At 43.6% G+C, this 25,636-nt stretch carries 21 protein-coding genes, 1 tRNA gene and 1 riboswitch; of the genes, 13 read left to right on the top strand and 9 right to left on the bottom strand.

Going from position 1 to position 25,636, the window contains the following annotated elements:
- Positions 1-186: 186 nt before the first annotated feature.
- The gene (locus A391_RS0100505) at positions 187-579 is read right to left on the bottom strand and encodes a surface-adhesin E family protein (protein WP_019896631.1); all 393 of its coding nucleotides are present in this window, start codon (positions 577-579) and stop codon (positions 187-189) included.
- A gap of 66 nt (positions 580-645) precedes the next feature.
- Positions 646-912, bottom strand: a complete 267-nt coding sequence (locus tag A391_RS0100500) for a hypothetical protein (RefSeq protein WP_019896630.1) — start codon at positions 910-912, stop codon at positions 646-648.
- A gap of 236 nt (positions 913-1,148) precedes the next feature.
- On the opposite strand from A391_RS0100500, the gene A391_RS0100495 reads away from it, so the two are divergent.
- The 4 genes from A391_RS0100495 (at position 1,149) to A391_RS0100475 (ending at position 6,449) form a co-directional block, all read left to right on the top strand.
- The gene (locus A391_RS0100495) at positions 1,149-1,358 is read left to right on the top strand and encodes a dodecin (RefSeq protein WP_019896629.1); all 210 of its coding nucleotides are present in this window, start codon (positions 1,149-1,151) and stop codon (positions 1,356-1,358) included.
- 6 nt (positions 1,359-1,364) lie between these two features.
- Complete coding sequence (locus A391_RS0100490; protein ID WP_019896627.1) at positions 1,365-3,347, top strand: RelA/SpoT family protein; 1,983 nt, start codon at positions 1,365-1,367, stop codon at positions 3,345-3,347.
- A gap of 134 nt (positions 3,348-3,481) precedes the next feature.
- Positions 3,482-3,558 (top strand) — tRNA-Pro (locus A391_RS0100485).
- A gap of 671 nt (positions 3,559-4,229) precedes the next feature.
- On the top strand, positions 4,230-6,449 hold the full coding sequence (locus A391_RS0100475) for a bifunctional diguanylate cyclase/phosphodiesterase (protein WP_019896625.1): 2,220 nt from the start codon (positions 4,230-4,232) through the stop codon (positions 6,447-6,449).
- Between the two features lie 75 nt (positions 6,450-6,524).
- Here the strand turns inward: A391_RS0100475 and A391_RS0100470 are convergent, their stop codons facing one another.
- The 4 genes from A391_RS0100470 to A391_RS14410 all read right to left on the bottom strand — a co-directional run bounded on the left by A391_RS0100470 (position 6,525) and on the right by A391_RS14410 (position 11,210).
- Positions 6,525-7,124 carry a cysteine hydrolase family protein gene (locus tag A391_RS0100470; protein WP_019896623.1) on the bottom strand — a complete coding sequence of 200 codons (600 nt, stop codon included), beginning with the start codon at positions 7,122-7,124 and terminating at the stop codon, positions 6,525-6,527.
- Between the two features lie 122 nt (positions 7,125-7,246).
- The gene (gene ubiM / locus A391_RS0100465) at positions 7,247-8,422 is read right to left on the bottom strand and encodes a 5-demethoxyubiquinol-8 5-hydroxylase UbiM (RefSeq protein WP_019896622.1); all 1,176 of its coding nucleotides are present in this window, start codon (positions 8,420-8,422) and stop codon (positions 7,247-7,249) included.
- Between the two features lie 148 nt (positions 8,423-8,570).
- On the bottom strand, positions 8,571-10,898 hold the full coding sequence (locus A391_RS0100460) for an HDOD domain-containing protein (protein WP_019896621.1): 2,328 nt from the start codon (positions 10,896-10,898) through the stop codon (positions 8,571-8,573).
- Positions 10,899-11,021: 123 nt separating this feature from the next.
- Positions 11,022-11,210: a hypothetical protein gene (locus tag A391_RS14410; RefSeq protein WP_157261308.1), complete on the bottom strand. Its 189-nt coding sequence runs from the start codon at positions 11,208-11,210 to the stop codon at positions 11,022-11,024.
- Positions 11,196-11,283: riboswitch (cyclic di-GMP riboswitch) on the top strand. Its footprint overlaps the gene before it by 15 nt.
- A 97-nt stretch (positions 11,284-11,380) precedes the next feature.
- On the opposite strand from A391_RS14410, the gene A391_RS0100450 reads away from it, so the two are divergent.
- The 8 genes from A391_RS0100450 (at position 11,381) to A391_RS0100415 (ending at position 22,167) form a co-directional block, all read left to right on the top strand.
- The gene (locus tag A391_RS0100450; RefSeq protein WP_019896619.1) at positions 11,381-13,000 is read left to right on the top strand and encodes a sensor histidine kinase; all 1,620 of its coding nucleotides are present in this window, start codon (positions 11,381-11,383) and stop codon (positions 12,998-13,000) included.
- On the top strand, positions 12,990-13,442 hold the full coding sequence (locus tag A391_RS0100445; protein ID WP_019896618.1) for a response regulator: 453 nt from the start codon (positions 12,990-12,992) through the stop codon (positions 13,440-13,442). The genes A391_RS0100450 and A391_RS0100445 overlap by 11 nt, the downstream gene beginning before the upstream one ends.
- Before the next feature lie 18 nt (positions 13,443-13,460).
- Positions 13,461-15,191 carry a putative bifunctional diguanylate cyclase/phosphodiesterase gene (locus tag A391_RS0100440; RefSeq protein ID WP_019896617.1) on the top strand — a complete coding sequence of 577 codons (1,731 nt, stop codon included), beginning with the start codon at positions 13,461-13,463 and terminating at the stop codon, positions 15,189-15,191.
- On the top strand, positions 15,188-17,233 hold the full coding sequence (locus A391_RS0100435) for a putative bifunctional diguanylate cyclase/phosphodiesterase (protein WP_019896616.1): 2,046 nt from the start codon (positions 15,188-15,190) through the stop codon (positions 17,231-17,233). Before A391_RS0100440 ends, A391_RS0100435 begins: the two co-directional genes overlap by 4 nt.
- A 34-nt stretch (positions 17,234-17,267) precedes the next feature.
- A complete protein-coding gene (locus tag A391_RS0100430) occupies positions 17,268-17,477 on the top strand; it encodes a DUF3820 family protein (protein WP_019896615.1) in 210 nt (69 codons plus the stop codon).
- Between the two features lie 108 nt (positions 17,478-17,585).
- Positions 17,586-19,787, top strand: a complete 2,202-nt coding sequence (locus tag A391_RS13525; protein WP_019896614.1) for an EAL domain-containing protein — start codon at positions 17,586-17,588, stop codon at positions 19,785-19,787.
- Between the two features lie 95 nt (positions 19,788-19,882).
- Positions 19,883-21,088: an NnrS family protein gene (locus tag A391_RS0100420; protein WP_019896613.1), complete on the top strand. Its 1,206-nt coding sequence runs from the start codon at positions 19,883-19,885 to the stop codon at positions 21,086-21,088.
- A gap of 176 nt (positions 21,089-21,264) precedes the next feature.
- Positions 21,265-22,167, top strand: coding sequence for an SdiA-regulated domain-containing protein (locus tag A391_RS0100415; RefSeq protein WP_019896611.1), 903 nt, complete (start codon positions 21,265-21,267; stop codon positions 22,165-22,167).
- On the opposite strand, the gene A391_RS0100410 is transcribed toward A391_RS0100415, so the two are convergent.
- Together A391_RS0100410 and A391_RS0100405 are read right to left on the bottom strand one after the other, a co-directional pair.
- The gene (locus A391_RS0100410; RefSeq protein WP_019896609.1) at positions 22,164-22,523 is read right to left on the bottom strand and encodes a DUF4186 domain-containing protein; all 360 of its coding nucleotides are present in this window, start codon (positions 22,521-22,523) and stop codon (positions 22,164-22,166) included. The two genes, A391_RS0100415 and A391_RS0100410, sit on opposite strands and share 4 nt — an antisense overlap.
- Positions 22,524-22,539: 16 nt before the next feature.
- The gene (locus tag A391_RS0100405; protein WP_019896608.1) at positions 22,540-23,760 is read right to left on the bottom strand and encodes an MFS transporter; all 1,221 of its coding nucleotides are present in this window, start codon (positions 23,758-23,760) and stop codon (positions 22,540-22,542) included.
- Between the two features lie 308 nt (positions 23,761-24,068).
- Here A391_RS0100405 and A391_RS0100400 point away from each other — a divergent pair, with 308 nt between their 5' ends.
- The gene (locus A391_RS0100400) at positions 24,069-25,013 is read left to right on the top strand and encodes a hypothetical protein (protein WP_198291920.1); all 945 of its coding nucleotides are present in this window, start codon (positions 24,069-24,071) and stop codon (positions 25,011-25,013) included.
- Positions 25,014-25,019: 6 nt separating this feature from the next.
- On the opposite strand, the gene A391_RS0100395 is transcribed toward A391_RS0100400, so the two are convergent.
- A complete protein-coding gene (locus A391_RS0100395) occupies positions 25,020-25,628 on the bottom strand; it encodes a DNA-3-methyladenine glycosylase family protein (protein ID WP_019896606.1) in 609 nt (202 codons plus the stop codon).
- Positions 25,629-25,636: the final 8 nt, after the last annotated feature.

Raw genomic sequence — 25,636 nt, 5'->3', positions numbered from 1 at the left:
TAACCGAACTGAGGTAATTTGATTATCAGAAGTTGGCGTGTCTAAACGATTGAAGACACTGCTGTTGCTAGCAAGAGATGAGTGTGGCGTTTAAGCTAGCGGCAGTCAAAATTATCCAAGTTTAGCCATTCAGGAATCGCGCCTTATTCGTTAGGATTAACGATTAGCACTTCATCACTGGCTGCATTATTGACCACAATACCGCTTGCGCATCGCTTCATTGGTAATGTCTGGTGCAATATTGCCCCACTCGTCAGGGTTGCTGTTCTTAATTACAGGCTCGCCACGACCCAAATTTTGGTTGTAGTGCGTGTAAGCCAAGGTTCTGATCATTCTGGTTTTACAATTGACTTCAAGCAGAGATTTCACTGATAGAGAAGACATATTGTTGATTACTTGAGGTTTTGCGTAGTCTTTAATTTGCCACACTCTGATCACATGGTCTTTGTTACGAGCCGTCACTTGTTCAAAATACGTCTTAACATTGCCATCACTGCTTGATCCACCAAATTCAGTCCATCCAGCCACTACGTTAAAGCTGATCAACGTCAGGCTTAGTGTGATGAAAAATTGCTTCATTTTATACTCCAATGGTTATGCTTGAATGAGTCATGATGATTTAAGGGATAAGTGAGTTTGTAAGCGTTAGAGTGCGTACATTTTACGATCAAGCTCTGCAATATCATGCATAAGTTTTGTTTTTTCATCGTCACTTAAATGGCTGCCGTTATTTAAGCGTTGTTGAAGTTGGTGGCGTACTGCGGATAGCATTTTTGAATGAACACCGCTATCTCCAGCCTCCAATTTAGGTGCTCTCATTTTTGCAAGCGCGGCGCTAAGTGCTTCGTACTCTTGATCTGTCAGGCCTGTGATGCTTTTTAGGCCGTCTGTTAGTTGTTCTGTATTTGTCATGGTGATATTGAGTTGGTTAAGCAAGTTGAATGTGACGGAATCTTACCACAGGCAGCTTTTCACAGAATGATGGATGTTAATCTAGCGTTGATGCTACAAGTTAAACGATCGCATATTGATTAACCATCTTGAAAGCCAATTAAATGGCACCAAATTAAATTGGTAATATTCCATTAAAAAGCAGATGATGATAATTATCAGGGTTTATTTAAGATTTTTTAATCAAGGAGAATGACATGTCTGCACATACCTATAAACTGATTGAACTTGTTGGTAGCTCTACAGTTGGCTCAGATGACGCTATTCGTAACGCAATTGCCAAAGCAGCGTTAACTGTTAAACATATGGATTGGTTTGAAGTTGTGGAAACTAGAGGCCATATTGTGAATGGTCAGATTGCGCATTATCAAGTAACTATTAAGGTTGGTTTTAGAATAGAAGATTAAATAACAATGATTCATGGCTCCAGCTCATTACAAATTCCAGCTTTATCTGATCATGATACGCAAGTATGGATAGATTCATTATCGAAGCATTTATCTCCTAGTGAGGTTGAGTTAGTTCGCCAAGCTTGTGAGCTTGCGACTTTGGCCTATGCATCACATACTGAATTAACAGGCGTGCCCTTGTTGCAACATGCAACAGGCACAGCCGCCATACTGATTAGTTTAAATATGGATGCGGAGACCATTATCGCGACCATTTTATATGCGGCACCTGCGCATATCGACAACTGGCAGGAAACTTTAAAAGCAAGGTTTGGTAGTAATATCGTCAGTTTGGTGGAAGGTATTTTGCGCATAGAGCAAGTGCAGGAGTTCAGTGAGTTTGAAGATCTGCAAGCGCAGGATAAAGAAAATGGCGACTACAGCAAGCAGATTGAAAGCTTACGCAAGATGCTGTTGGCAATGGTGCAAGATATTCGTGTGGTGTTGATTAAGCTAGCCGAACGCACGCAAACGCTTCGCTACTTAGCGGGTGCTAGTGAAACACAACAAAAGCAGATTGCACGGGGTATCCAAGGTGTTTTTTCCCCACTGGCAAATCGTTTAGGAGTATGGCAGCTTAAGTGGGAGATGGAAGACCTGTCACTGCGTTATTTAGAGCCGCAACTCTACAAAGAAGTCGCCAAGCTACTGGATTCACGTCGTGTTGACCGTGAACAATATATTAAGCACGTTGAGGATACGCTTAAGCAAAAATTAGCGCAGGCTGGTATCAAAGCTGAAGTATCGGGTCGCCCAAAACATATCTACAGCATTATCAACAAAATGCGGCGCAAAAATCTTGATTTTGAGCAGTTGTTCGATGTGCGTGCTGTGCGTATTTTGGTGGATGACGTGAAAGACTGCTACACCGCACTCAGTTTGGTGCAAACGCTATGGCAGGCTATTCCAGGTGAGTTTGATGATTACATTGCACGCCCCAAAAGCAATAATTATCGCTCGTTACATACTGCAGTGAATGGGCCAGAAGGCTTGGCGTTAGAGGTGCAGATTCGAACCTTTGAAATGCATGAATATTCTGAGCTTGGTGTCGCTGCCCATTGGCGCTACAAAGAAGGTGGCAAGTCTGACATCGTACTCGATGAGAAAATCGCATGGTTACGCCAAATATTGGCGTGGAAAGAGGCGCCCAAAGACAGTGGTGACATACTTGAGCAGTTTAAGACTGAATTGTTTCAGGACAATGTCTATGTATTTACCCCACAAGGGCGAGTGGTTGATTTACCTAAAGACGCGACGCCTATTGATTTTGCCTATGCCTTACATACAGATTTAGGGCACCGCACGCGCGGGGCTAAAGTGGATGGTCATATCGTACCGCTTAATTACAAACTACAGAATGCGGAGCGGGTAGAAATTCTGACCACTAAGCATGGTGCGCCTAGCCGCGATTGGTTAAGCCCGACACTTGGCTACTTAAAGAGTGCAAGCGGACGAGCGAAAGTAAGACACTGGTTTAAACATCAGCACGCAGAAGAAAATATCACGCACGGACGTGCAAGGTTAGATAAGGAGATTCATCGTGCGGGTGCTGGTTCGTTGAATCAGGAAAAAATCGCCCAAAAGCTACATTTTAATAAACTTGAAGATTGTTTAAATGCGATTGGTCGAGGAGATGTAAGCGAATATCAAATGGCCACGGCTATTCAAGAGTTGTTGCACCCAAATGCCGAGAAGGTCAGTCATGTAGCGGTAAAAAGAGTACCCACAAATTTAAGCACAACAGAAGTGACGATAGAGGGTATCGGTAACTTACAGACCAATATGGCTAAATGCTGCAAGCCAGTTTTTCCAGATGCCATCGTCGGTTATGTGACATGCGATCGGGGCGTGACTATTCATCGCCAGACTTGTACTTTTATTCGGCGCTTAGGAGATGAGCGCCAAGATCGCTTGTTGAATGCACAGTGGCGAGCTGACAAGAGCTAACGGCCGGCTTAATCACTGCCAATACAAGCTTGGGCACTTGTTAGTGTAAAACAATACAATTAAATCAGGTGGTAGTAGTTAACTAAGCGTTAATAGTTGACGGGTATGCTTGTTAGCAGTATAGTGCCGACCTTCGGCGTGTAGCGTAGCCTGGTAGCGCGCCTGCTTTGGGAGCAGGATGTCGGGAGTTCGAATCTCTCCACGCCGACCAATTTAATTGGTTTCAATGATTGGCTCACAGACCAATCTTATCTTTACTGCTTGTTCTAGCTAGCGTTTTATTTAAGTTTGCAGGCGCTACTTCACATAGCCTTGTATAGCCTTAGTTAAAAATAATCACCCTATATTTTCGCATCAGCCTATGATGAAACCATTGGTGAGGATACCAGTCCAATTCACCATATGAATCAAACATATCTGAGTGATTTTTAAGCACGTAGTGTTTAATGATTGATTAATCAGTTTGATGTTGAAAACTTTAGGAGAAACATCATGGCAAAAGGGCAGTTACATAAAAACAAAGAGACGAAAAAGCCTAAACAGGACAAAAAAGTAGTTGTTGTGTCGGGCTCTACTCTCATTCCTAGTAAACCTGCACCAAAGAAATAAGTATCTCGCTAGCTTCTAATAAAGCAGACTTGTTATTTAGTCTGAGCGCTAAAGTTTAGGCGTTTTATTTTTTAAGGAGCTCAGGCTCCTTTTTAGTTTTTGTCGGCTTATTGATTGAGCAATTAAGCGCTTTTCGCGGCTAACTTACACTTTAGTGAGTAGATGGAACTGTTTGAAACAAGCCCGATGATAAACAAAAGTTTTTATTCTCATATGATTGATATTGTTAACTAATTACTTTTTAACCTTAATAAGTTATGGCACTATTCGCTTATGAAATCTCCATCAATTCCGCCAGTATTCGCTAATTCAGAAGATGTAAAAGCTAGTGTTACCGACAATCTTATTTTGCCTGAAGAATTATCAAAACTTTCTAAAGCCTCTGATCAGATCGCTGACTCAATGTTATCAAGTTCAGTGATTCAAACTGTACTCGATTATTTACCTTCGATGGTAGGGTATTGGGACAAAGACCTGAAGAATCGCTTTGTAAATAAGGCTTATGAACTATGGTTTGGTGTAGATATTAGTCAGATTGTTGGTAAATATATTTGGGAGCTACTGGGTGAAGATCTATATCGCTTAAACCTGCCCTATATTGAAGGTGCCTTAAGGGGCGAGTTTCAGGAGTTTGAGCGGATTATCCCTAATGCAGATAGTAGCCGCTCGCGTCACTCATTAGCGCATTACATTCCAGATATTAGAGATGGCGAGGTGCATGGATTCTTTGTTCTAGTGACTGATATCAGCGCCATTAAAGAGGCAGAAGCCGTGCTGAGGCAAAGTGAAGAGCGCTTTCGTTCCGTGGTGCAAGATCAAACGGAAGTCATCTCGAGATTGCGTGCTGATGGCACCTATATTTTTGTGAATGATGTTTATTGTCGGTTCTTTGGTAAAACCGAAGAGGAGATGATTGGCTCCACATGGACACCCGTTGTTTACCCTGAAGATGTGCAGCGTGTGATTGCTGAATTATCCACGATGTCTCAGGCTAACCCTGTGGTGATAATTGAAAATAGAGTGTTGTCTGCAAGTGGTCAGGTTCACTGGATGCAGTTTAGTAACCGAGGGATTTTTGACGAGCATGGACAACTGACAGAAATTCAATCGGTGGGTCGTGATATTAGTGACCGCAAACGGGCAGAAGAGGAAATTCAGAACCTAGCTTATAAAGATGCGTTAACTGGCTTATTTAATAGAAGACACTTACTGGACAGGCTGCACATTGCTTTGGCAGCCTCTGCGCGTAGTATGCAATATGGGGCTTTGTTGTTTCTTGATTTAGATAAGTTTAAAGTCATTAACGATACGCAAGGCCATAGTGATGGTGATTTGTTGCTGATTGAGGTGGCAAAAAGAATCAACGCCTGTGTGCGGGAGGTGGATACTGTTGCCCGTCAGGGTGGTGATGAGTTTGTTGTACTGGTAGAAAGATTAGGTGCAAATTTAGAAGACGCTTCCCGTATGGCGGCAAAAATTGCTGAAAACATACGTGCAGCACTTGCCGAGCCTTATCAAATCAACCAATTGAATATACATAGCTCATCAAGCATTGGAGTGTCGGTTTTTTGCGGACAGGATAAAAGTGTAGAGGAATTAATCAAACGTGCCGATATGGCAATGTATCAGGCAAAAGATGGCGGCCGAAATAGAGTCCGCTTTTTTGACCCCCGAATGCAGAAGCTAGTTGAAGTGCGTGCTTTGCTAGAGTCTGATTTACATCATGCACTAGAAACCGAACAATTTGAGTTGCACTACCAACTACAAGTTGACCACGAAAATCAGCCAATAGGTGCAGAGGCACTGATTCGTTGGATACACCCGCAAAGAGGCATGGTTTCACCAGCACATTTTATTCCAGTGGCAGAAGAAAGTGGATTGATTCTAAATATTGGTGATTGGGTGCTAGACGAGGCCTGCCGGCAGATTGCTGTGTGGAGTGCGCATGAGAAAATGGGCAATTTGGTGTTAGCTGTTAATATTAGCGCGCAGCAGTTTAAGCAAGCAAACTTTGTTGAGCAGGTCGTATCGGCTATTCGTAAACATGGGATAGATCCATCACGACTTAAGTTAGAGCTGACAGAAAGTGTCGCGCTGGATGATATTGCTGATGTGATTGCAAAAAAGAATCTATTAAGACAAGAAGTAGGGGTTACGTTGTCTTTAGATGATTTTGGCACTGGGTTTTCTTCACTCTCTTATTTAAAACGTTTGCCACTGGATCAGATCAAGATTGATCAAAGTTTTGTGCGAGATATCACCACCGATAAAAGTGATGCAGTGATGGTAAAAACCATTATTGATATGGCACAGAACTTTAGCTTAAACGTGATTGCTGAAGGTGTTGAAACCGAAGCGCAATTGGCCTTCTTGAAGCAGCATGACTGTATGGCATATCAAGGGTATTTATTTAGTAAGCCATTACCTATTGAGCAGTTTGATGCGCTCATGAAGCATTATGGATCGGTTGTGGATATCACTAAGCTGGTTTAATCGTGAAGCACGGAATCACAGCTTACCAATTAAGTGCTTAGTAAGCTGTGGAGATTTAGCTAAGTGTTGGTTGAATCAACTCAGTGCATCTACATTATCTACAATAGCCGCATATAAATCACGCGTTGAGGCAATGGCGGCTTCATGCACCTCTTCAGCAGTCAATACTTTTCCGTTAGCGGCTTCTAGTGGCCGTGTGGCGGTGGCACTTGCAACTACGGTGACTGTATAGCCTAAATTAAAACCACCATGGGCGGTTGAGTTGATGCACATGTGTGTCATAAATCCTGCTAACACAATGTTGTTGATGCCTAGTGTTTTTAAATGTTGATCAAGTGTTGTGTGGATAAACGCGTTAGGGTAGTTTTTAACGATAACAGTTTCACCATTGATAGGGGCCACTTCATCACAGATTGCGCCTATTTCGGCGGTAATGTCATACGGCGAACCCACGCCAGCATCATGTTGAATGTGAATGATTGGAATGTTGAGCACTCTTGCGCGTGTAAGTAGTTTTTTTGCTTCAATGATTGCTGGTTCCACATTCGTTAATTGCATTAGCCCTTTTCGATAGGTATTTTGGCAATCAATCATCACCAGGGCAGAAGATGCCAGTGATGTAGCCGATAGTCCTAAGCCCGAAATTTCGCGTAATGTTTTAGACGCTGTCGCCATCCTGTTTCCTTTGCAATTAATTGACTTGGTCGTGTTGTGAGCACTTATATATAGTCAATTAAACCTGATGCAGGTTCACTTTACAATCTATTAGTTAAATCACAGATGTATTTGACAGGACATTAACGCGCTTCGGTCAGCATATGTGCCACCGCACGTTTAAAGGGAGAGACACGATTACCGATGCGTAGCGATGCTGATCTAATGAGGCGTGCAGGCATCGAGTCGTTTCCATACAGTTTTGCAATAGCATGTGTAGCAATAAACAGAGGACGTGTTTTGATGCGATGTTTTCTTTCGTAACGTTCGAGCAGCGCCGTGGCAGCGATATTGCTACCCCGTGACTTTGCAGTTTTGATTTCTTGGGCAAGTACATCAATCCCAGATAGCCCAAAATTAAATCCGTGTGCGGTCACTGGGTGCATGCCCACGGCAGCATCGCCAACCAGTGCAAAGCGCTTTGCAACAAGTTGGCTGGCATAGGCTGTTACCAGTGGGTAAGCATGTCGGGTGGATGCTAATTGCATTGCACCTAGTCGATGCTTAAAGCGCATGGCGATATCCTCATTAAACGCTGGTTCGCTTAACGACATTAGCCGTTGAATATCGTTAGCGGGAAGGGTGATGACAACAGAGGAGCGCATACCATTCATCGGTAATAGTGCTAAGGTTTGGCCGTAGTCAAACCATTCCCAAGCCACATGATGATGCGGGATACTATGCTCCATGACGCAGACCATCATGGTTTTGCCAAAGTCATGCATGCTGGCGGGGATGCCCATCGCTCGTCTTGTTTCAGAAAATCGGCTGTCTGCTGCGACCAAAAGTTGTGATTTTACTTTTTCTCCACTAGCAAGGCTGATGTAGGCGCCCTCATTATCTGTGCTAACGCCTGTCATGTCTGACTCGGTGAGAAGCGTGATATCTGGTGATGATTTTACCGCTTCATAAGCAGATTGACGGATAAGGTGATTAGCGATCAAATAGCCTAATGATGCTTTTTTGCTGTCGCCGTGTTCGATATTCATGGCATAAAGCGATGGCCCATTGAGCACTCTCGCATCGCGTAATGGTGAGATGGCATGCTGATCAATGCGCTCCAACAAGCCAAGGGATTGCATTAGTTGTGCAGAATGGTGTGTCAGTGCAATTTCACGCCCATCAAAAGCTGGGTTGGCTAACATAGATTCTGGCTGGCGCTCAAGTATAGCAATCCGTAAGCCGCATCCTGCAACAGCTTGTGCAAAACATAGGCCAGCTGGACCCGCGCCAACAATGACAATATCGAAGTTCATCATGATTTGACCAAGAAATATTGGGGTTAGAAATATTGCTTATGATTGCGGTAAACGCAGGCGCCGACATTGACTCAGGTCAATCAGTCATAGTTTTAAGGCTAGTTTAGGTGATTTGCATGCCGCTACAGTAAAGTGATGAGGCTTAAACTTAGCCTTTTTGTTTGATGGCAAGTACAGATTGGTTTCTCAAAGTACGTAACAGGGAAAGCTGCCTAGCTGAAACCTGCATGCTATTAGGTTGCTCCATATCTGCGTAAAACATGCCCAATGCTTTGTTGTTGACCATAATCGGCAATAGTAAAAAGCTTTGTGATGAAACGGTCTGTCTGTACCACTGTGGAATTTTAGCAGTCACGTTGTCTGCCGTAATATCTTCCAACATTAAGTCCGCGCCTTTGCTAATAGCAAGGTGGAACACATCTGGCGCAAAATCTAAACTAAACTTAAACTTCTTAAGTGCAACATCAATGTCATGACCAAACCCAAAGCGCGCTGCCATTTGATTGTTTTTGATATCTCTTACGAATAGCAGAGTGCGGTTAAAGCCCATGCCGCGGTGCATGGTTTCAAGCACCATCTGCATAATATCGTTAAGTTGATGTTCTTCAATCAGGGTGTTGGTGACCTCTTGAATACCCTCGGTGAGGATAGACTCAGAATCAAGTTTTGCCGTTTCGCTACTTTTTTCATCAGGCTTTTCAAGGCTGATGCCTAATGATGCCAGTTCAGTCTCTTCAGCAGACTTGTGTGATACCTCTGCTCTAGCGCCTATCCAAGCGTTAACTCGCGTCATTAGCATACTTTGCGAGGTGTTGATGCCGACGATTCTAGCGCGTGCTGCGAGCTCATCTAAAGCGCTTTCCATTGATTGACGTAGCTGTTGCTCTGAAACGCTAAGCGCATTTTCGTAACGAGTTGCTAGTTGCTTAAGCGCTTTGGATTTGTCAGCAATATTACCGTTACTGGCAATCGTACATAATTCATTAGCCAGGTTAACTGTCAGGGACAAACTTTCTAGCTCACCATTCGGTTTGATGACTCTATCACCACTTAATTTGCGCATGCCCGCGATTAATCGTGGTGGAAAGTTCCAGCTTTTGGCAACGCCGATTCCCAGCTCGTTATAGCTCATGCCCAATACTTTTACCGAAGCTTTGTCTTCGCTGTCGCCCTGATCAACTAAGCGCGAAACTTGCTGGCTTTCTTCAAAAAAGTAAAAGCTCGCGAGTAGCTTGCCTAAGTTGCGGAACATTGAGCAAATAATGGCTTCTTCTGCATTTTTAACATGGCTGGATGGCGCTAATTGTGCTGCCACAATACCCGCAAAGAATGACGCTAGTACGTCGTCTTTAAGTTGAGATGCTTGTGCTTTGTTTTGCAAAAAATCAAGTAATATCAATGACATTGCCACATTGCGTACCGTTTCGAAACCTAAAATCACCACGGCTTTAGAGATGGTATTAATATGGCCGCCAAATTGACCATAAGTGACTGTGTTCACCAGTTTTAATAATTTATTAGTCAGCGCAAAGTCATTCAAAATGCTCTGTGCTAGTGCGTTGTTACTGGCTGAGTCGTCATCTGCCAATCGGTTGATTTCGCTAATGGTATGGGACAATGCTGGAAAATCGCTTTTGCTTCGCATGCGACGCAGCAAGAAATCCATCGTGCTGTGTGCATCCACTGGCTTATGCTCACCATGGACTGGTGTTAGGTAGTCTTGCAGCGCTTGTCGCATGGTGTTGGCGTTAGCATATCTATCTTCTGGCGCCTTACTCGTTGCTTTAAGAATAATGCTTTCTAGTGCTTCATCAAGATGAATCTGTATGCTTTTAGGGGTAACACCAGTCGTTGGGAGCGCTGTTGGTTTTTTTGCTTTTTCGATAAATGGTAACCCTGTGACCATTTCGTTCAACATTACGCCTAGTGAAAAAATGTCTGCAGATGCGGTGGCTTTGTCACCAGAGATTAGCTCGGGCGCTGTGTATGGAGTAGCCAACTGAGCCTGATGGTTTTTTGTTCCAAGATTAGCCATGCCGATGCCCAACAGCATAGGTGTTTGATCTTCGGCAAGCATAAAATTTTCTGGGTTCAAGTCTAAAGGCATGACACCTTGGGCGTGCGCATAGCTTACTGCTTCAAGCACGTCCGCTATCATTTGTGCTGCTTGAGTCCCTGCGAATGGTAGTGATGATTTTAGTTGCTGGGATAAAGTGATGCCGTTGACAAATGCATAGACTAGATAAGGAGCGCCATCATGTTCACCTGCATCTAACAAAGTAACAATGTGCTTATGTTGTAATTTGCCAACAATACGTACCTGCGGTAGCAGGGTGTCTAAGCTCAGGTCGTTTTGTAACAGAAGTTTAATCATCACCTCACGACCCATATGCGGATCACGCGCTAAATAAACAGCATTTTGCTTGCTTTCATCAAGCTTCCTTAGCATTTCAAAGCGGTCTATTTTGTTGAGCATGGATTTTTCCTGATGGATTGTGACGCCGCCGGTGATTAACACTGGGTGCTGGACACTTCTGATTTTAGTACCACATCATTCGGTACCCGTTATCTGGCAAAAGTCACACCTATCTTTGTTATGTCATCTTAAGTGTTGATACGGATACATCATATCATCTGGCGTGATGGCAAGCATCAAGTCAGGTGGGTTTACATCGGTCAATTGTGATGTTGGCATCAAATTCGCATGATAGCCATTCACTGGAATGGGTGGTTGACTGATTTTATAAATGTACTGATACTCATGCAGCATTACATTTGTAAAAGGCAAACTCTGCTGAAAAGCGAGGGCGCAAAATCACCGGTCTAAGGGGCGTCAGTTCTAGGATAGCGGGAGTGCCAGATGTGCGGATCCCCCGTATTTCTTTCAGTAACTCCCATTCTATCGCCAGTTTCCCTTAGTGATTTAGGAGCGAGATTAGTACTTTTGTGGGAGATAACATGTTATTGCACCAGCCTACCGTTGATGCTTTGATCGACAGCATGACCCCGAGCGCCGATGAGGTTCAGTCGCGTAAGGATTTTCTTGAGTTCAGCGAGCAGGATTCCAGACTGCTCAAAGAGTTGGGGCCTTTACTTGCGCCACTTGAAGATACTTTTGCCGATCTGCTATATCAGCACTTAGACTCCTATCCGCAAATAGTTGCTAGCCTCAGTAATCCTGAGCAATTATCACAGCTTAAACAAAAACAGCGGGAGTATTTTAAACAAGTATTTGCGGGTGATTACGGCCCTGACTACATCAAGAGCCGTCTCCGCGTGGGTGTCATCTATCAGCAAATAGGGTTAGAGCCACGCTGGTATCTAGGTGCGTATAACAAATATTTATCTTGGGTGCTTCCAGAAGTGATGCGTTTGGTGGATAACGATGCTGAACGTTTTCTCGCCTATTCAAAAGCGATTAATAAAATCGCTATGTTTGACTCTGAGCTTTCACTCTCTGCATATTTCCATGCCGACCATGAAATGTTGCGCTTATTGGCACAGGTGTTTGAGAGTAATTTAGAGGCGGTGATTATTGCTGACGTGAAAGGCCATATGCTTCACGTGAATAAATCGGTGGCAAAGATTACGGGGTATGCTTCAGACGCTTTAATTGGCAAACCGATGCAAGGTTTACTTGCAGAATTGGAGCCAACACTATATCAAGACCTTTGGACCACGGTGACTGCTGGTGGCCAGTGGCAAGGGGAAATCTGGCTAAAGAACCAGCAAGGTGATGATTATCTGGCATGGATGAATATGAATGCCGTTAAAGACTCTGCTGGAAAAGTAACACAAGTGATTGCCGAGTTTTCAGATATTACAGCCTTTAAGCAGACACAAGAGGCGTTGGCAGAGCGTACGGAAGAGCTTGCTAATTCTAATCGTGAATTAGAGCAGTTTGCTTATGTGGCATCACATGATTTGCAAGAGCCGCTACGCATGGTGGCTAGCTATACACAATTGTTGGCAAGGCGCTATAAAGATAAGCTGGATCAGGATGCGAATGAGTTTATTGGCTATGCGGTAGATGGCGCAACGCGGATGCAGGCACTGATTATTGATCTATTGACCATGTCGCGTATTGGTACGCATGGTAAGCGGATGGAGATGTGCGAGACTTCCGTTGCATTAGAGCGGGCTGAGTCTAATCTACGTCTAGCAATAGAGGAGTCAGGCGCAGTCGTGACTCGTGATCCGATGCCTAGACTGGAGGCTGATGTTTCGCAGCTGACTCAGTTGTTTCAGAATTTAATCGGCAACGGTATCAAGTTCCGTGGAGACAGCTCACCAATTATCCACGTAGGTGCAGAGAAAAAAGAGGGTGAATGGTTATTCTCAGTACGTGATAACGGCATCGGTATCGCGCCAGATTTCTTTGAGCGTATTTTCATTATTTTTCAACGCTTGCATGGCAAGCATGAATATCCGGGAACGGGTATTGGCCTCTCTGTATGCAAGAAAATCGTTGAGCGACACGGCGGAAAGATTTGGATAGAATCAGAAGTCGGCAAGGGAGCAGTTTTTTATTTTACTTTACCTATACATCATGGGGAAAGGAAACATCATGGAGAGTGAAGTGAGCAGGCAGGTTGAGTTTTTATTGGCTGAGGATAACCCTGGCGACGTTAGATTAACGCAGGAAGCATTGCGCGAAAGTAAGATAAGCAATAACCTGAATGTGGTTAAAGACGGTGTGGAGGCATTAGCATTCTTACGTAAAGAAGGGCAGTACGTGAATGCGCCTACTCCTGATGTGGTGCTATTAGACCTTAATTTACCTAAAAAAGATGGGCGTGAAGTGCTGGCTGAAATTAAATCAGACCCTCAACTTAAGCGCATTCCGGTGGTGATCGTCACTTCTTCCGAAGCAGAAAAAGATATCCTGCGCACTTACGATTTACATGCCAATTGCTACGTAAGCAAACCTGTAGATTTAGATCAGTTTATCAAAGTAATTCAAGCGATAGAGAGCTTCTGGCTGACCATCGTTAAATTACCATCAGACGTCAAAGATTAACTGCGTTATGGGGGCTGTATGAGTGGCACTTCACTGACCATTTTACTGGTTGAAGACAATCCAGGTGATATCCGCTTGGTACGAGAGCTATTGGCTGCTGACCAAAGTGAAAGTTTTACTTTAGTCACGGCGGATCGCCAAGAAACAGCACTGGCCATCTTAGATAGCCACGACATTACGGCCATTTTGCTCGATATAGAGCTACCAGATAGCAGTGGCCTTAATACGCTACTTAAAATACATGCAAATGCGCCAGGGATACCGATTGTTGTACTCAGTAGCATTGCTGATGAGGGGTTGGCAGTCCGATCCGTACAGCAGGGTGCTCAAGATTTTCTGGTCAAAGGTCATGTTGACGCACACCAACTGACTCGCTCTTTACGCTATGCAATTGAGCGCAAGCGCACTGAAGAACGGTTAAATCACCTTGCTCATTATGACAGTCTGACTGGCTTATCCAATCGTAAGCATTTTTACGATACGCTTAAAAATTCAATTGCCTTAGCACGCAGGCACGAAACCAAGCTAGCCTTATTGTTATTAGATTTGAATGGGTTTAAGTCCATTAATGACACATTAGGTCATTATGTGGGTGATTTGCTACTACAGGGCGTCGCTCTGCGCTTGCGTGAATGTATGCGTGAAACGGATTGTGTCGCCAGAATTGGGGGAGATGAATTTACCCTGATATTAACTGATATCTATGATGAAGAAGATGCAGCAACGGCGGCCAGTAAAATTATAGATGCCGTGAGACCACCTTTCTTGATTGATGGGCGTTCATTGGATATTGGCGTGAGTGTCGGAATAAGCATTTATCCTACTGATACAGATCACATAGAGTCTTTAGTACGGAATGCAGATGTTGCCATGTATCAGGCCAAGGCAGAAACCGGCTTGCAAAGTAATTACCGTTTTTTCTCGGCGAATATGAATGACAGGGCTACTGAAGATCGAGTATTGCTAGGGGAGTTAGCAACTGCTGTTAACCAGGGCGAGTTTGTCATTAACTACCAACCTCAAGTGGATGTGAAGACCAGCCAAATTAATGGCATGGAATCATTGTTGCGTTGGCAGCACCCGACACGTGGTTTACTGTTGCCAGGAGCGTTTATGAATGTGTTGGAAAGCTCCCCGCTCATTCTTGAAGTCGGATTGTGGGTATTACGTAGTGTTTGCATGCAAGGCCAAGCGTGGCTAGCTTATTCTGACACGCCTTTAGTGCTGTCAGTTAATTTATCACCACGTCAGTTGTTGCAGGACGATTTTGCTGAGCAGGTTGCTGCAGTGTTAGCTGAAACAGGATTGCCACCTCATTGTTTGGAGCTTGATATTTCTGAACATGCCTTATGGGAAGACGAAGCATGTGCTTTTAAACAAGTGACTAAGCTTAATCAATTAGGCGTTAGATTAGCCCTTGATAACTTTGGTAATGGTCGCGCTTCATTCTACTACCTACGCAAGTTTCCTTTCCACGCCATTAAGCTTGATCGCAGACTGACACAGGCGGCTTCATCCTCAACTGACGGTGCCGATATGGCGCGTGCGGTGATTCAGGTGGCGCATGTATTCCGCATGAAAGGCTTAGCGGGTGGCGTAGAAACGGCAGCACAACTGAATACTTTGCGTAATCTTGCTTATGATGACGCTCAAGGGTATCTCTATTGCCATCCGTTACCTTCTGATGCAGCCACAGCATTACTCGAGCGCGGGCAGCATCTTGGCCCGGTCGCGGTAGCTTCTGTATGAAAATCTTACTGGTAGAAGATAATCAAGGTGATGCGCGTTTATTAGATATCATGCTACGCGAGGTGCTGACAGCATGCACGCTTACGCACGCTGATACGCTCGGGAAAGCCATTTCGCATGCCTGCTTAGTGCAGTTTGACATCATTTTGCTTGACCTGTCACTACCAGATTCGCAAGGCAGTGGTACTTTCTGGCGCTTGCATGAGGTTGTCTCGGATGTGCCTATTGTGGTGATGACCGGCCATGATGATGAGGTGCTGGCGAATGAGTTAGCACAAGCGGGTGCACAAGACTACTTGGTAAAAGGTAGTGTAGATGGGCGCTGGTTGCTACGCGTGATGCGCTATGCGATTGAACGTAAGCGCGCAGAACTGCAATTACGTCAGAGTGAAGCCAAAGTTCGTGCCCTATATGAAGCCGTACCAGATCTACTTTTATTTCTTGATTTAGAAGGCCGTTTTTTAGAGTGTAAGCCTGCTAAAGACTTTCAAACGCATATAGAGCCTGAGCATTTTCTGGGTAAAACGATACATGAAGCTTTGCCACAGGGGGTAGCCGATCAGGCCATGCTCTGTTTGGAAAAAGCCGTTGTAGGTAAAGGCATTGCCTCTTTTGAATATCAGATGACCTTACCTCAGGGTATTTCTAACTACGAATCCCGTTTTATTCGTGCTAGTGAAGAGCAAGTGCTGTGCATTGTCCGTGATATCAGTGAGAGCAAGCGTACACAACAGCAGCTACATTTTCTTGCGCACTATGACACGCTGACAGGGCTACCAAACCGACTATTGTTTAATGAAAGCTTGCACCAAGCACAGACGCACGCTAATCGAACCAGTGACACGATTGCGGTGATGTTTATCGATCTCGACCGCTTTAAAAATATCAATGATACTTTAGGGCATGGGATCGGCGATAAATTATTGCAGCAGGTCGGCAATCGTATCGCACTTTGTATTCGAGAGTCAGATACCGTAGCAAGAATGGGTGGTGATGAGTTTGCCGTCGTTTTGGTGGATGTGAGAGAAGAAAGTGACGCCGCGATAGTGGCAGAAAAGATTATCGATGCCTTGCGCTTACCGTTTGTAGTGGGTGATCATGAGGTGTTTGTTGGCGCTAGTATCGGCATTACACTTTATCGCCCGGGCCATGGTGATCGAGATGTTTTGTTGGAAAAAGCCGATGTAGCGATGTACCACGCAAAAGAACGTGGTCGTAATAACTACCAGTTTTATTCTTCTGAGATGGATGCCGTCGCTTATGAGCGGCTGGTGATGGAAAATCATTTGCGGCATGCCTTAGATAGAAACGAATTCATCTTATATTATCAGCCACAAATTGCAGTTGAAGGAGGCAGTGTCACTGCCGTTGAAACCTTGATACGCTGGCAGCACCCAGAACGTGGATTAGTGGCACCAGGGGAGTTTATTTCGCTACTTGAAGAAAGTGGTTTAATTGTTCCGGTAGGTAAGTGGGTATTAAAGACAGCATGTCAGCAAGGACGTGTTTGGTATGACGCAGGCACACCAGTCCGTGTAGCAGTGAATCTTTCTGTGCGACAGTTTAAACACCCGGGTCTTGTTGATGATGTTGCACAGATTTTGGCAGAAAGTGGCCTGCCACCAGCGCTGTTGGAGTTGGAACTCACCGAAAGTATGTTCATGGACAGCGCGACCAGTGACGTAAATAAACTCACGCAGCTTAAAGCTTTGGGCGTATCTCTTGCCATTGATGACTTTGGTACTGGAGCATCATCGCTGGCTTATCTTAAAGACTTTCCTGTGGATACACTTAAAATATGCCAATCTTTCGTGCTTAACCTACCGCATAACAATGATGATAATGCGATTGCAAGTGCGGTACTTGGTTTAGCGCAGGCAATGAACTTTACCAGTATCGCGGAAGGTGTTGAGAACGCACAACAGGCTGACTTCTTGCGTGAGCGACGTTGTGATTACTTCCAGGGGTATCTCTTCAGTAAACCTTTGCCGGTAGAAGAGTTAGATCTGCTCTTAAGCGGAGGCAAACTGCAAGACAGTTAACTGCCCATTATTTTGCAATAAAATCGCTATCAATATGAATCCGGATGACTTACAACGACTAGTTGCATTAGTCATGCCTTATGGAAAATACAAAGGGAGGGTAATTGCTGACTTACCAGGTAACTACTTAAATTGGTTTGCGCGCGAAGGTTTTCCTGCTGGTGACTTGGGTCGTTTATTACAATTAATGCAGGAAATAGACCATAATGGTTTGTCGGGTCTGCTAGACCCACTGAGAAAGTAGTCTCTGAAAGTGATAAAAAAGTCATTCATTCATCAGCGCTATATTGAGCGATTTCGTCTCAGCGTTAAGCAACTCAGGGTGTTGATACTTCTTATCGCATTGAGCGTAATGCTTATCCCTGTTGGAATTAAAAGCGAAGACAGTCTCAAAGTTAATAGCAAGTATGGCGATATTCAGTTGACACCTAATGAGCTTGCGTGGATTAAAGAGCATCCTGAAGTACGTGTTGCAGTTAAACATGGCTGGATGCCGATAGAGTTTAAATTGGAAAGTAATCAGCATCGTGGTATTAGTGTGGATTATTTACATGCGCTCGGTACTATTTTTAATATTCGTTTTATCCCTATAGATTACTCAGAATCAATGAGCATCTCTTCTGTAGACGTTATCTCAGGAGTGGTGAGCTCTAATCTTAAGCATCCCGAGTTTAAGAAACAACCTTATCCGTTCCTCAATGTCCCCTTCGCAATCTATGTGAATAAGAAATTAAATGATGGCCCCGAAGTGACATCCATGAGCGATCTTGATGATAAGCGTGTAGCGATATTTAAAAACGGGCCAATTGCAAAAGAAATCGCGAATAACTACCCAAACATTAAGTTGTTACATGTGGATATTGCAGATGAAGCTTTTGAAGAGCTTAGGTTAGGGCGAGTTGACGCATACGTCGGTAACCAAATCATTATCGATTATCATATAGTGGTGCACCGGCTAAATTTTGTTGAAAAAGTGGGGATGACACCTTTTAGTACTGATGTATCAATGGCTGTCAGGGGAGACCTTCCTGAACTCGCTTCAATATTGGATAAGGGCTTGCAGGCGATTGGCAAGAACAATCAGGAGATACTTGAGAAATGGCAGATTACAGATAGCCATTATAGTCGATGGTTAATCCCAATCATTATTGTTACAAGTCTGTTTTTACTTGTTGGGCTGATTGGAGTGTTCAAGCTCAAGCAAACTTTAAGGCGACAGAGAGTTGAAGCCAAAAAAACAATTTGGCATCAGGCAAATTATGATTATTTAACTGATTTACCGAACCGCCACTTGTTAGATACTCGACTAATGCAGGCGATGGGAAAAGCGGATGAATCTTTGTCATCGGTCGGTATTTTGTTTATTGATTTAGATAACTTTAAACAGGTGAATGACACTGCTGGGCACTCTATTGGTGATAAGTTGATTAAAGAGGCCGCTAGTAGAATCACACATTGTGTGAGGTCTTACGACACAGTCGCGCGATTCGGTGGCGATGAGTTTATGGTCATCATGTCTGATTTTGATAACGAACAGGCACTGGAAAAAACATCGCAGAAAATTTTGGCAGAAATTAAAAAACCGTTTCAAATTGGTGGTGAGCTTTTTTATATTTCTGCAAGTATTGGGCTAACAATCTATCCAAATGACACATCTAATCCTGAGGCGTTAATTAGCTATGCTGATCAGGCCATGTATGAGGCTAAAAAATTAGGTCGAAACAGGTTTCAGTTTTTCAAAGCATCTATGCAGTCTGACTCTACTAAAAGACTGGAACTGACAAATGACTTAAGAAATGCTATCGCGCATCAACAGTTTGAGCTTTATTATCAGCCAATTATCAGTTTAAGCACGCAAGAAATATTAAAAGCTGAAGCGTTAATCAGGTGGAACCATCCGGTGAAAGGGTTGATTAGCCCCATAGAGTTTATTTCTCTAGCTGAAGAAATTGGGTTGATCGATGAAATTGGCGCGTGGGTGTTTAATCAAACGCTTCGTGATATCAAACATATTCACACACAATATTCGACAGAGTTTCAAATTAGCGTGAATGTTTCACCTAATCAATTTCTTAAATCTGAACGTTTACTGGCTTGGAAAGCGTTGTTAGCCAAGCAAGGAGTCGCTGGCCGTGCTATTTGTATTGAAATCACAGAGGGTTTGTTGCTGCAACCGAGTGTTAATGTGGTCAATACAATCTCTGATTTACGGGAGGCTGGTGTTCAATTCTCTATTGATGATTTCGGTACTGGTTACTCTGCGCTTGCTTACTTAAATAAATTTGATATTGAGTATGTAAAAATAGATCAGTCGTTTACTCAAAATCTTCAGCCCAATAATTATGATGCCATTCTTTGTGAAGCCATCATCAGCATGGCACACAAGCTTGGTATGAAAGTGATTGCTGAAGGGATTGAGACAGAAGCACAGCAAAATTTATTAAATAGTTTTGCGTGTGATTATGGTCAGGGATATTTGATATCTAGACCAAAGTCTTTTAACGACTTTATGCAGTTTTTATTTGAAATGCGGAGTAAACAGTCATTAAATTAATTTGAGTTTTTAATTTAAAAAATGCGCTAAATCAATTTAATAATATTGAAGTTAGGCTAGGATAGACTTTACTTCTTCATTAAAGGCATATCACGATGGCCGTTGTGCAAATTCAGATGCGTCAGTCCAGCCCGGCAAAGGGTTGCGCGTTATTCAATCTTGGTTTTCGTCCCTTCTTCTTAGGCGCAGGTATTTTTGCGATCGTATCTATTGTTTGGTGGATGCTGATTTATAGCGCGCATAGCGTTGTGAAAATTCAATCGATTACTAGTGCTCAATGGCATGCGCATGAGATGTTATATGGTTACAGTTTGGCTGTGGTTGCAGGTTTTTTGCTGACGGCGGTAAGAAATTGGACTGGCATACAAACGTTGCATGGCAAGCCCTTAATGGGATTGTTTGCATTGTGGGTTGGGGCGCGTGTGTTGTTTTTGTTTGGTACAAGTTTGATGCTGTGGGCTGCAATCTTAGATTTACTATTTGGTCTAGTGTTGATTCTGTCTATTGGTTACCCGATTATCCGTGCAAGACAATGGCCGCAGCTTGCGGTGATTGTTAAAGTAGCGTTGCTTTGGACAGGTAATGCGGTGTTTTACTTGGGTTATTACGGGATATTGCAAGATGGCATGCTGTACGCCATCAACGGCGCTGTTTTATTACTGATTAGTTTGATTTTAATGATAGGCCGTCGCGTGATTCCGTTCTTTATTGAGCGCGGCGTGCAAGACAAAATTAAAATCACCCATCATCAATGGGTGGATATCAGTATCTTAGTGACATTTCTCGCTTTGTTTGTAAATGAGATTTTTTATAGAAACCATCAGCTAACGCCTTATTTGGCTTGTGGCTTGTTTCTAATGAATGGTTATCGTTTGTATCACTGGCATACCAGTGGCCTATGGCGTGTACCATTATTGTGGAGCTTATATCTGTCTGCATGGATGATTAATGTGGGTTTTTTGGTGTATGGTTTGCAAGCGTTGTTTTCTATCCCGTTAGTATTGGTGCTACACCTCTTTACAATAGGTGGGATTGGCTTAATGAGCGTGGCGATGATGGCCCGCGTGGCATTAGGGCACACTGGCCGGGATATCAGAAAATCATCTAGCTGGCTGGTGTTGCTGTTTATTGCAATGACGCTGAGTGTGTTGTTTCGGGTATTTGCACCGATGTTTAGCATGCAACTTTATACCAGCTGGATATTTGTTTCTGCTGTATGCTGGATAGTTGGGTTTGCAGTTTTTGTGTGGATTTATACGCCCATATTATGGATGCCTAGGGTCGATGGTACGCCTGGCTAACCTTCATTGAATGAATTGCATTGTCTGAACGAGTTGATAAAGTGCTGATATTAAAAGAACAGAGCACTTAATGTCGAATTCATTGCTGAACTATTATTCTAAGCTTTAGTCTGTTTAGTTCTTCTTAAATTTATATGTGATAAGTTGGCGCAATGCCGATTAATCATTATCTACACATGTCTCAGAAAAACAAACGTCGTTGGCTATTCGCACTGCTTATTCTGATATTCGCTAACATTTACTACTTTAGGCTAGAGGCCCTAGGTTGGTATGTTTGGCATAACAACCAGTCAGCTTCTACACTTCCTGCCAAAACGCTAGACTTAAAAAACTATCGTGTAGAAATCGACGGATTGTCAATTCCAGATTTAGCTAATGCATCAGGATTTACATATAACACCCGAAGCAATACGCTTTTTACTGTATTAAATAAAGAAGCGCAGATTATTGAGTTGAGCTTAACCGGCAAAGTGATTCGTAGGGTAGATGTCACAGGTGTTTCAGATATGGAAGGCATTACCCATGTTACAGAGAATCGTTATGTGATTGCCGATGAAAGTGACAATCGATTGGTGTTGGTGACAATGGATGATGATGCGACAAGTATTGATGTCACCAACGCACCCAAGCTTAAACTAGGACTTAATTTTACAAGCAATAAGAATTTCGAAGGCGTGTCTTGGGACGGTAAAAATAATCGGCTATTGGTCGTGAAAGAGCGTGATCCTAAATATATATTGTCGGTACAAGGTTTTTTTGAAGCAAAAGTGGGTGAACCCTTAGAAATTAAGCGATTAGACAAATACGATGCCGCCATTAAATGGTCATTAAGAGACTTATCTTCAGTCACCTATCACGACGAAACAGGCAGTTTAGTGCTCTTAAGTGACGAGTCACGCTTGATTAAAGAATATGATGAGCATGGTCATGCGGTAGGGGCGCTTGCTTTGTGGAAAGGATTTCATGGTTTAAGTCGTCATGTGCCGCAAGCCGAGGGGATTGCCATCGGCCCTGATGGCAGTATCTACATTATGAGTGAGCCGAATCTGTTTTATGTATTCAAGCATCATAAGCCTTAATTACTTTCAAGTCTGATGCGTAGCCACTTTTCTAGCACCACTACAATATAAGCTTGCTCTGCCAACGTTAGCTCACGCCCTTGCGGTATTTGGTGCCATTGGGCTAAACAGCCACGGCAACAGCAAGCAGTGGCGTGTTGCGCAACAAACACTGGATGACCACGCATCGGTGTTTGTTTGCCATCATTATTAATGATGGCGGGCGCTAAGCGTTTGCCAATAAAATCTTCAGCATGATCCAGTACGGTGGATAAGCCTTTCTGCTGCAAATAGGCTAAATCCTTATCACGTAATTGAAAGCTGTTTCTGAAAGTAGATTGAGCCAGTGCTGCAAATAGCTTATCTAGATCTTTCATGGTTGCTTTATTTAACTCAGTGTAATTGGTGCAAATGCAGTGTGCGTAGTTTGGGTGCCAGTTTGGCTGTGATACCTACAACACTTAACGTCATGAAGCCGCCAAAAATAACGGACGGTACTAAGCCCATTAAGCGTGCGGTTACGCCTGATTCAAATGCACCTAGTTCATTGGATGAGCCGATGAAAATGCCATTGATGGCTGAAACGCGTCCGCGCATGGCATCTGGTGTGGCAAGCTGCATAATAGTTTGTCGCGTAATGACAGAAACACCATCAAACACACCAGAAAGTAACAACATAATGGCTGCCATCCAAAAGCTAGTACTAAGTCCAAACCCGATGATGCAGAACCCAAAGCCAGCTACAGTGCCTAACAACCAGCGCCCAGTATTAAGGTGAATGGGGTGTTTGGTGAGCCAAATCCCAGTGACGATGGCACCTAGTGCAGGCGCTGCACGTAGAATACCTAAGCTCTCAGGACCCATGTGATAAACGTCATGAATAAATGCTGGAAGCATGGCAACTGCACCACCAAATAAGACGGCAAACATGTCTAGTGATAATGCACCAAGTACAATTTGGTTGCTAAATACAAAGCGCAAGCCTTGTGCAATGCTGGTAAATACAGGGATGCTTTCCGCTTTATCTGGTTCTTTTAGTTTAAGGAGAGCAATCGAAATGGCAGCACCTAAACATAATACTGTCGCAACACTATAAGCTAGAGACTTACTGCCAAATCCTACTAATAGTCCGCCAATCGCTGGGCCTAATACTAACCCTACCTGAAATGTAGAGGTGCCGATGCCCGCAGCACGTGCATATTGTTCACGCGGCAAGATAATAGCAAATAAAGTATTGTAGCTAGGTGCAATAAAGGCGCGTGCCACCCCAGTAAATGCAATGGAGCCGTAAATCCAGAAAGTGATATTCCCATCTAGCCAACCTAGCGCTACTACCGTGAGCGTGATTGCATTAATGGTGAGTAACACTGCGGCTAAACCAGCAAAGATGCGGCGTGAATAATAATGATCCACCGCATGGCCAGCAAATAATGCAGAAGCGAAGTAAGGAATCACTTCGGCTAAACCAATTAACCCTAAAGACAATGGGTTGTGGGTTATCTGATAAATATGCCAGCCGACGACCACTGCTATTATTTGGTAAGCTAGTACGATCTGAATGCGGAATGCGAGAAGTTTAGCGAATGCAAATTGATGATATTTAAATAATTCCATAGACTCCCATTATAAGTGCAAACGTCATATTGCTTTAACGCTTGTGGTTTAGAATTGGCGCTTACACGCGTATAAAAACATTTAATACTTGAATGTAAACGGATAGAATGCACGAGTTAGTGCAGTGAATAAGGTAGTAAGCAAGCTGAAGATTTATCTTACCTTGCCGATGAGTCATCATTGACCTAGTGTGATTCTACCGATATAGATTAGGCGCACTAACCACCAATCGAGAGCATCCCTCGTGATGATGCGCCGCTTTCAACTTCGCATTTTTCAGCAAATAGTGATAACCATTGATGCGTTTAATGATTCATTTTTATCCTTACTTCAAACTGCTGAGTCTTTGCTTAATGGCCTCTGTATGCTTCTTCGCTAATTTAAATAGCTATGCTGAAACCAATGCCAAGCCTACGATTAAAATATTCGTCACTGTAGATTGGGAAGGATGGTCACTCGATGAGGAAAACATCGAAGTGATGCAGGCTTTTCGCAAGCAATATCCACACATCCCGATGATGCAGTTATTAAATCCAGTTTATCTGTTACGGCCTAGCGCTGATACGAAAGTGGAGGCTGAAAAGATACGTTCCACTTTTTTACCCTCAGATAGCATGGGGCTACATGTTCACGGTTGGAAGTCTTTGCTCGACGCATGTGAGGTACCCTTTCAAAATGCTCCATCATTTACAGCACAAACTGACGTGTGTGAGGCGGGTGATTGTGGATACGCAGTAAGCTTAGAATATGCGTACTCAGCACAGGATTTAACAAAATTAATAGCTTGTAGCGCTAATTTGTTAGTAGCGCAGGGTTTTGCTCGTCCTCGATATTTTCGGGCAGGTGGCTGGCAATTAGGGCCCAAATTAGCGAGCGCGTTGGAAGCGAATCAATTTGTGTTTGATAGCTCACGTACCGATGCCAACTTGCTGACGACTAAGTGGGCGGAGAGCAGCGGTTTGGTGCAGATGGTGAAAGCCTTGCACCCAGAGGCCTCGGTGTTGGATCAGCCGTATCAGTTAACAGCCTCTGTGATGGAGTATCCCAATAATGGAAGCTTGGCTGATTACACAGATACGCAACAATTATTAACGATATTTAAAACACTCATTTCACATGACAAGCGGGTGCTAGTGTTGGGTTTTCACCAAGAAACGGCCTTCTCTTATTTAAAACATTTGCAAGATGCGATACCTTTGTATGAAGAAATCGCAAGGGAGCAGGGCATCACTATCGACTGGGTAAGTCATTAGTGCTGCTTATTTAGGTACACGCCACAAATACCAGCTGGCGACTGTTCGGTAAGGGCTCCAAGCTAAGCCAATTTCTGCCATTTGTTTGCGTTTAGGCGCAATCTCAAGTTTTTTAAGCCTTTTGTAACCCTCTACAATACCAAAATCATCGGCAGGCAGAACATCCATGCGCGCTAGCGTAAACATCAGCATCATTTCTACCGTCCATTGACCAATACCTTTAATGGTCGTGATTTGTTGAATTAACGTTTCATTGCTCATGCTGTCAGCAACTGCTTGAGGCGGTACTAATCCTGATACCGCGGCATTGGCTATACCTTGGAGTGTTTCTACCTTTCTACCAGAAAATCCCACAGCACGTAGTTCTTCAAATGTTGAGGCTAGCAACTGTGGAGGCGCCGGAAACTGCCCATAATGATTAATCAGCTTTTTTAGAATAGCGTCACCAGCCTTAGTGCTTAGCTGTTGATATGCCACTGCGCGGACTAATGCCTCGTAAGGGTCACGTTCACTTTTTGTTGTAAACTTGCATTCACCAATGTGGTCAATCAATTGTGACCAGTCATCGTCTATCGCGCGCAAAAATTCTTCAGCTTGTTGGTAAGGGACTTTCATGCAGTGAT

This window comes from Methylotenera mobilis 13 (assembly GCF_000384255.1).
GTDB lineage: Bacteria > Pseudomonadota > Gammaproteobacteria > Burkholderiales > Methylophilaceae > Methylotenera > Methylotenera mobilis_B.
This window is presented reverse-complemented; position numbering and strand designations above follow the sequence as displayed.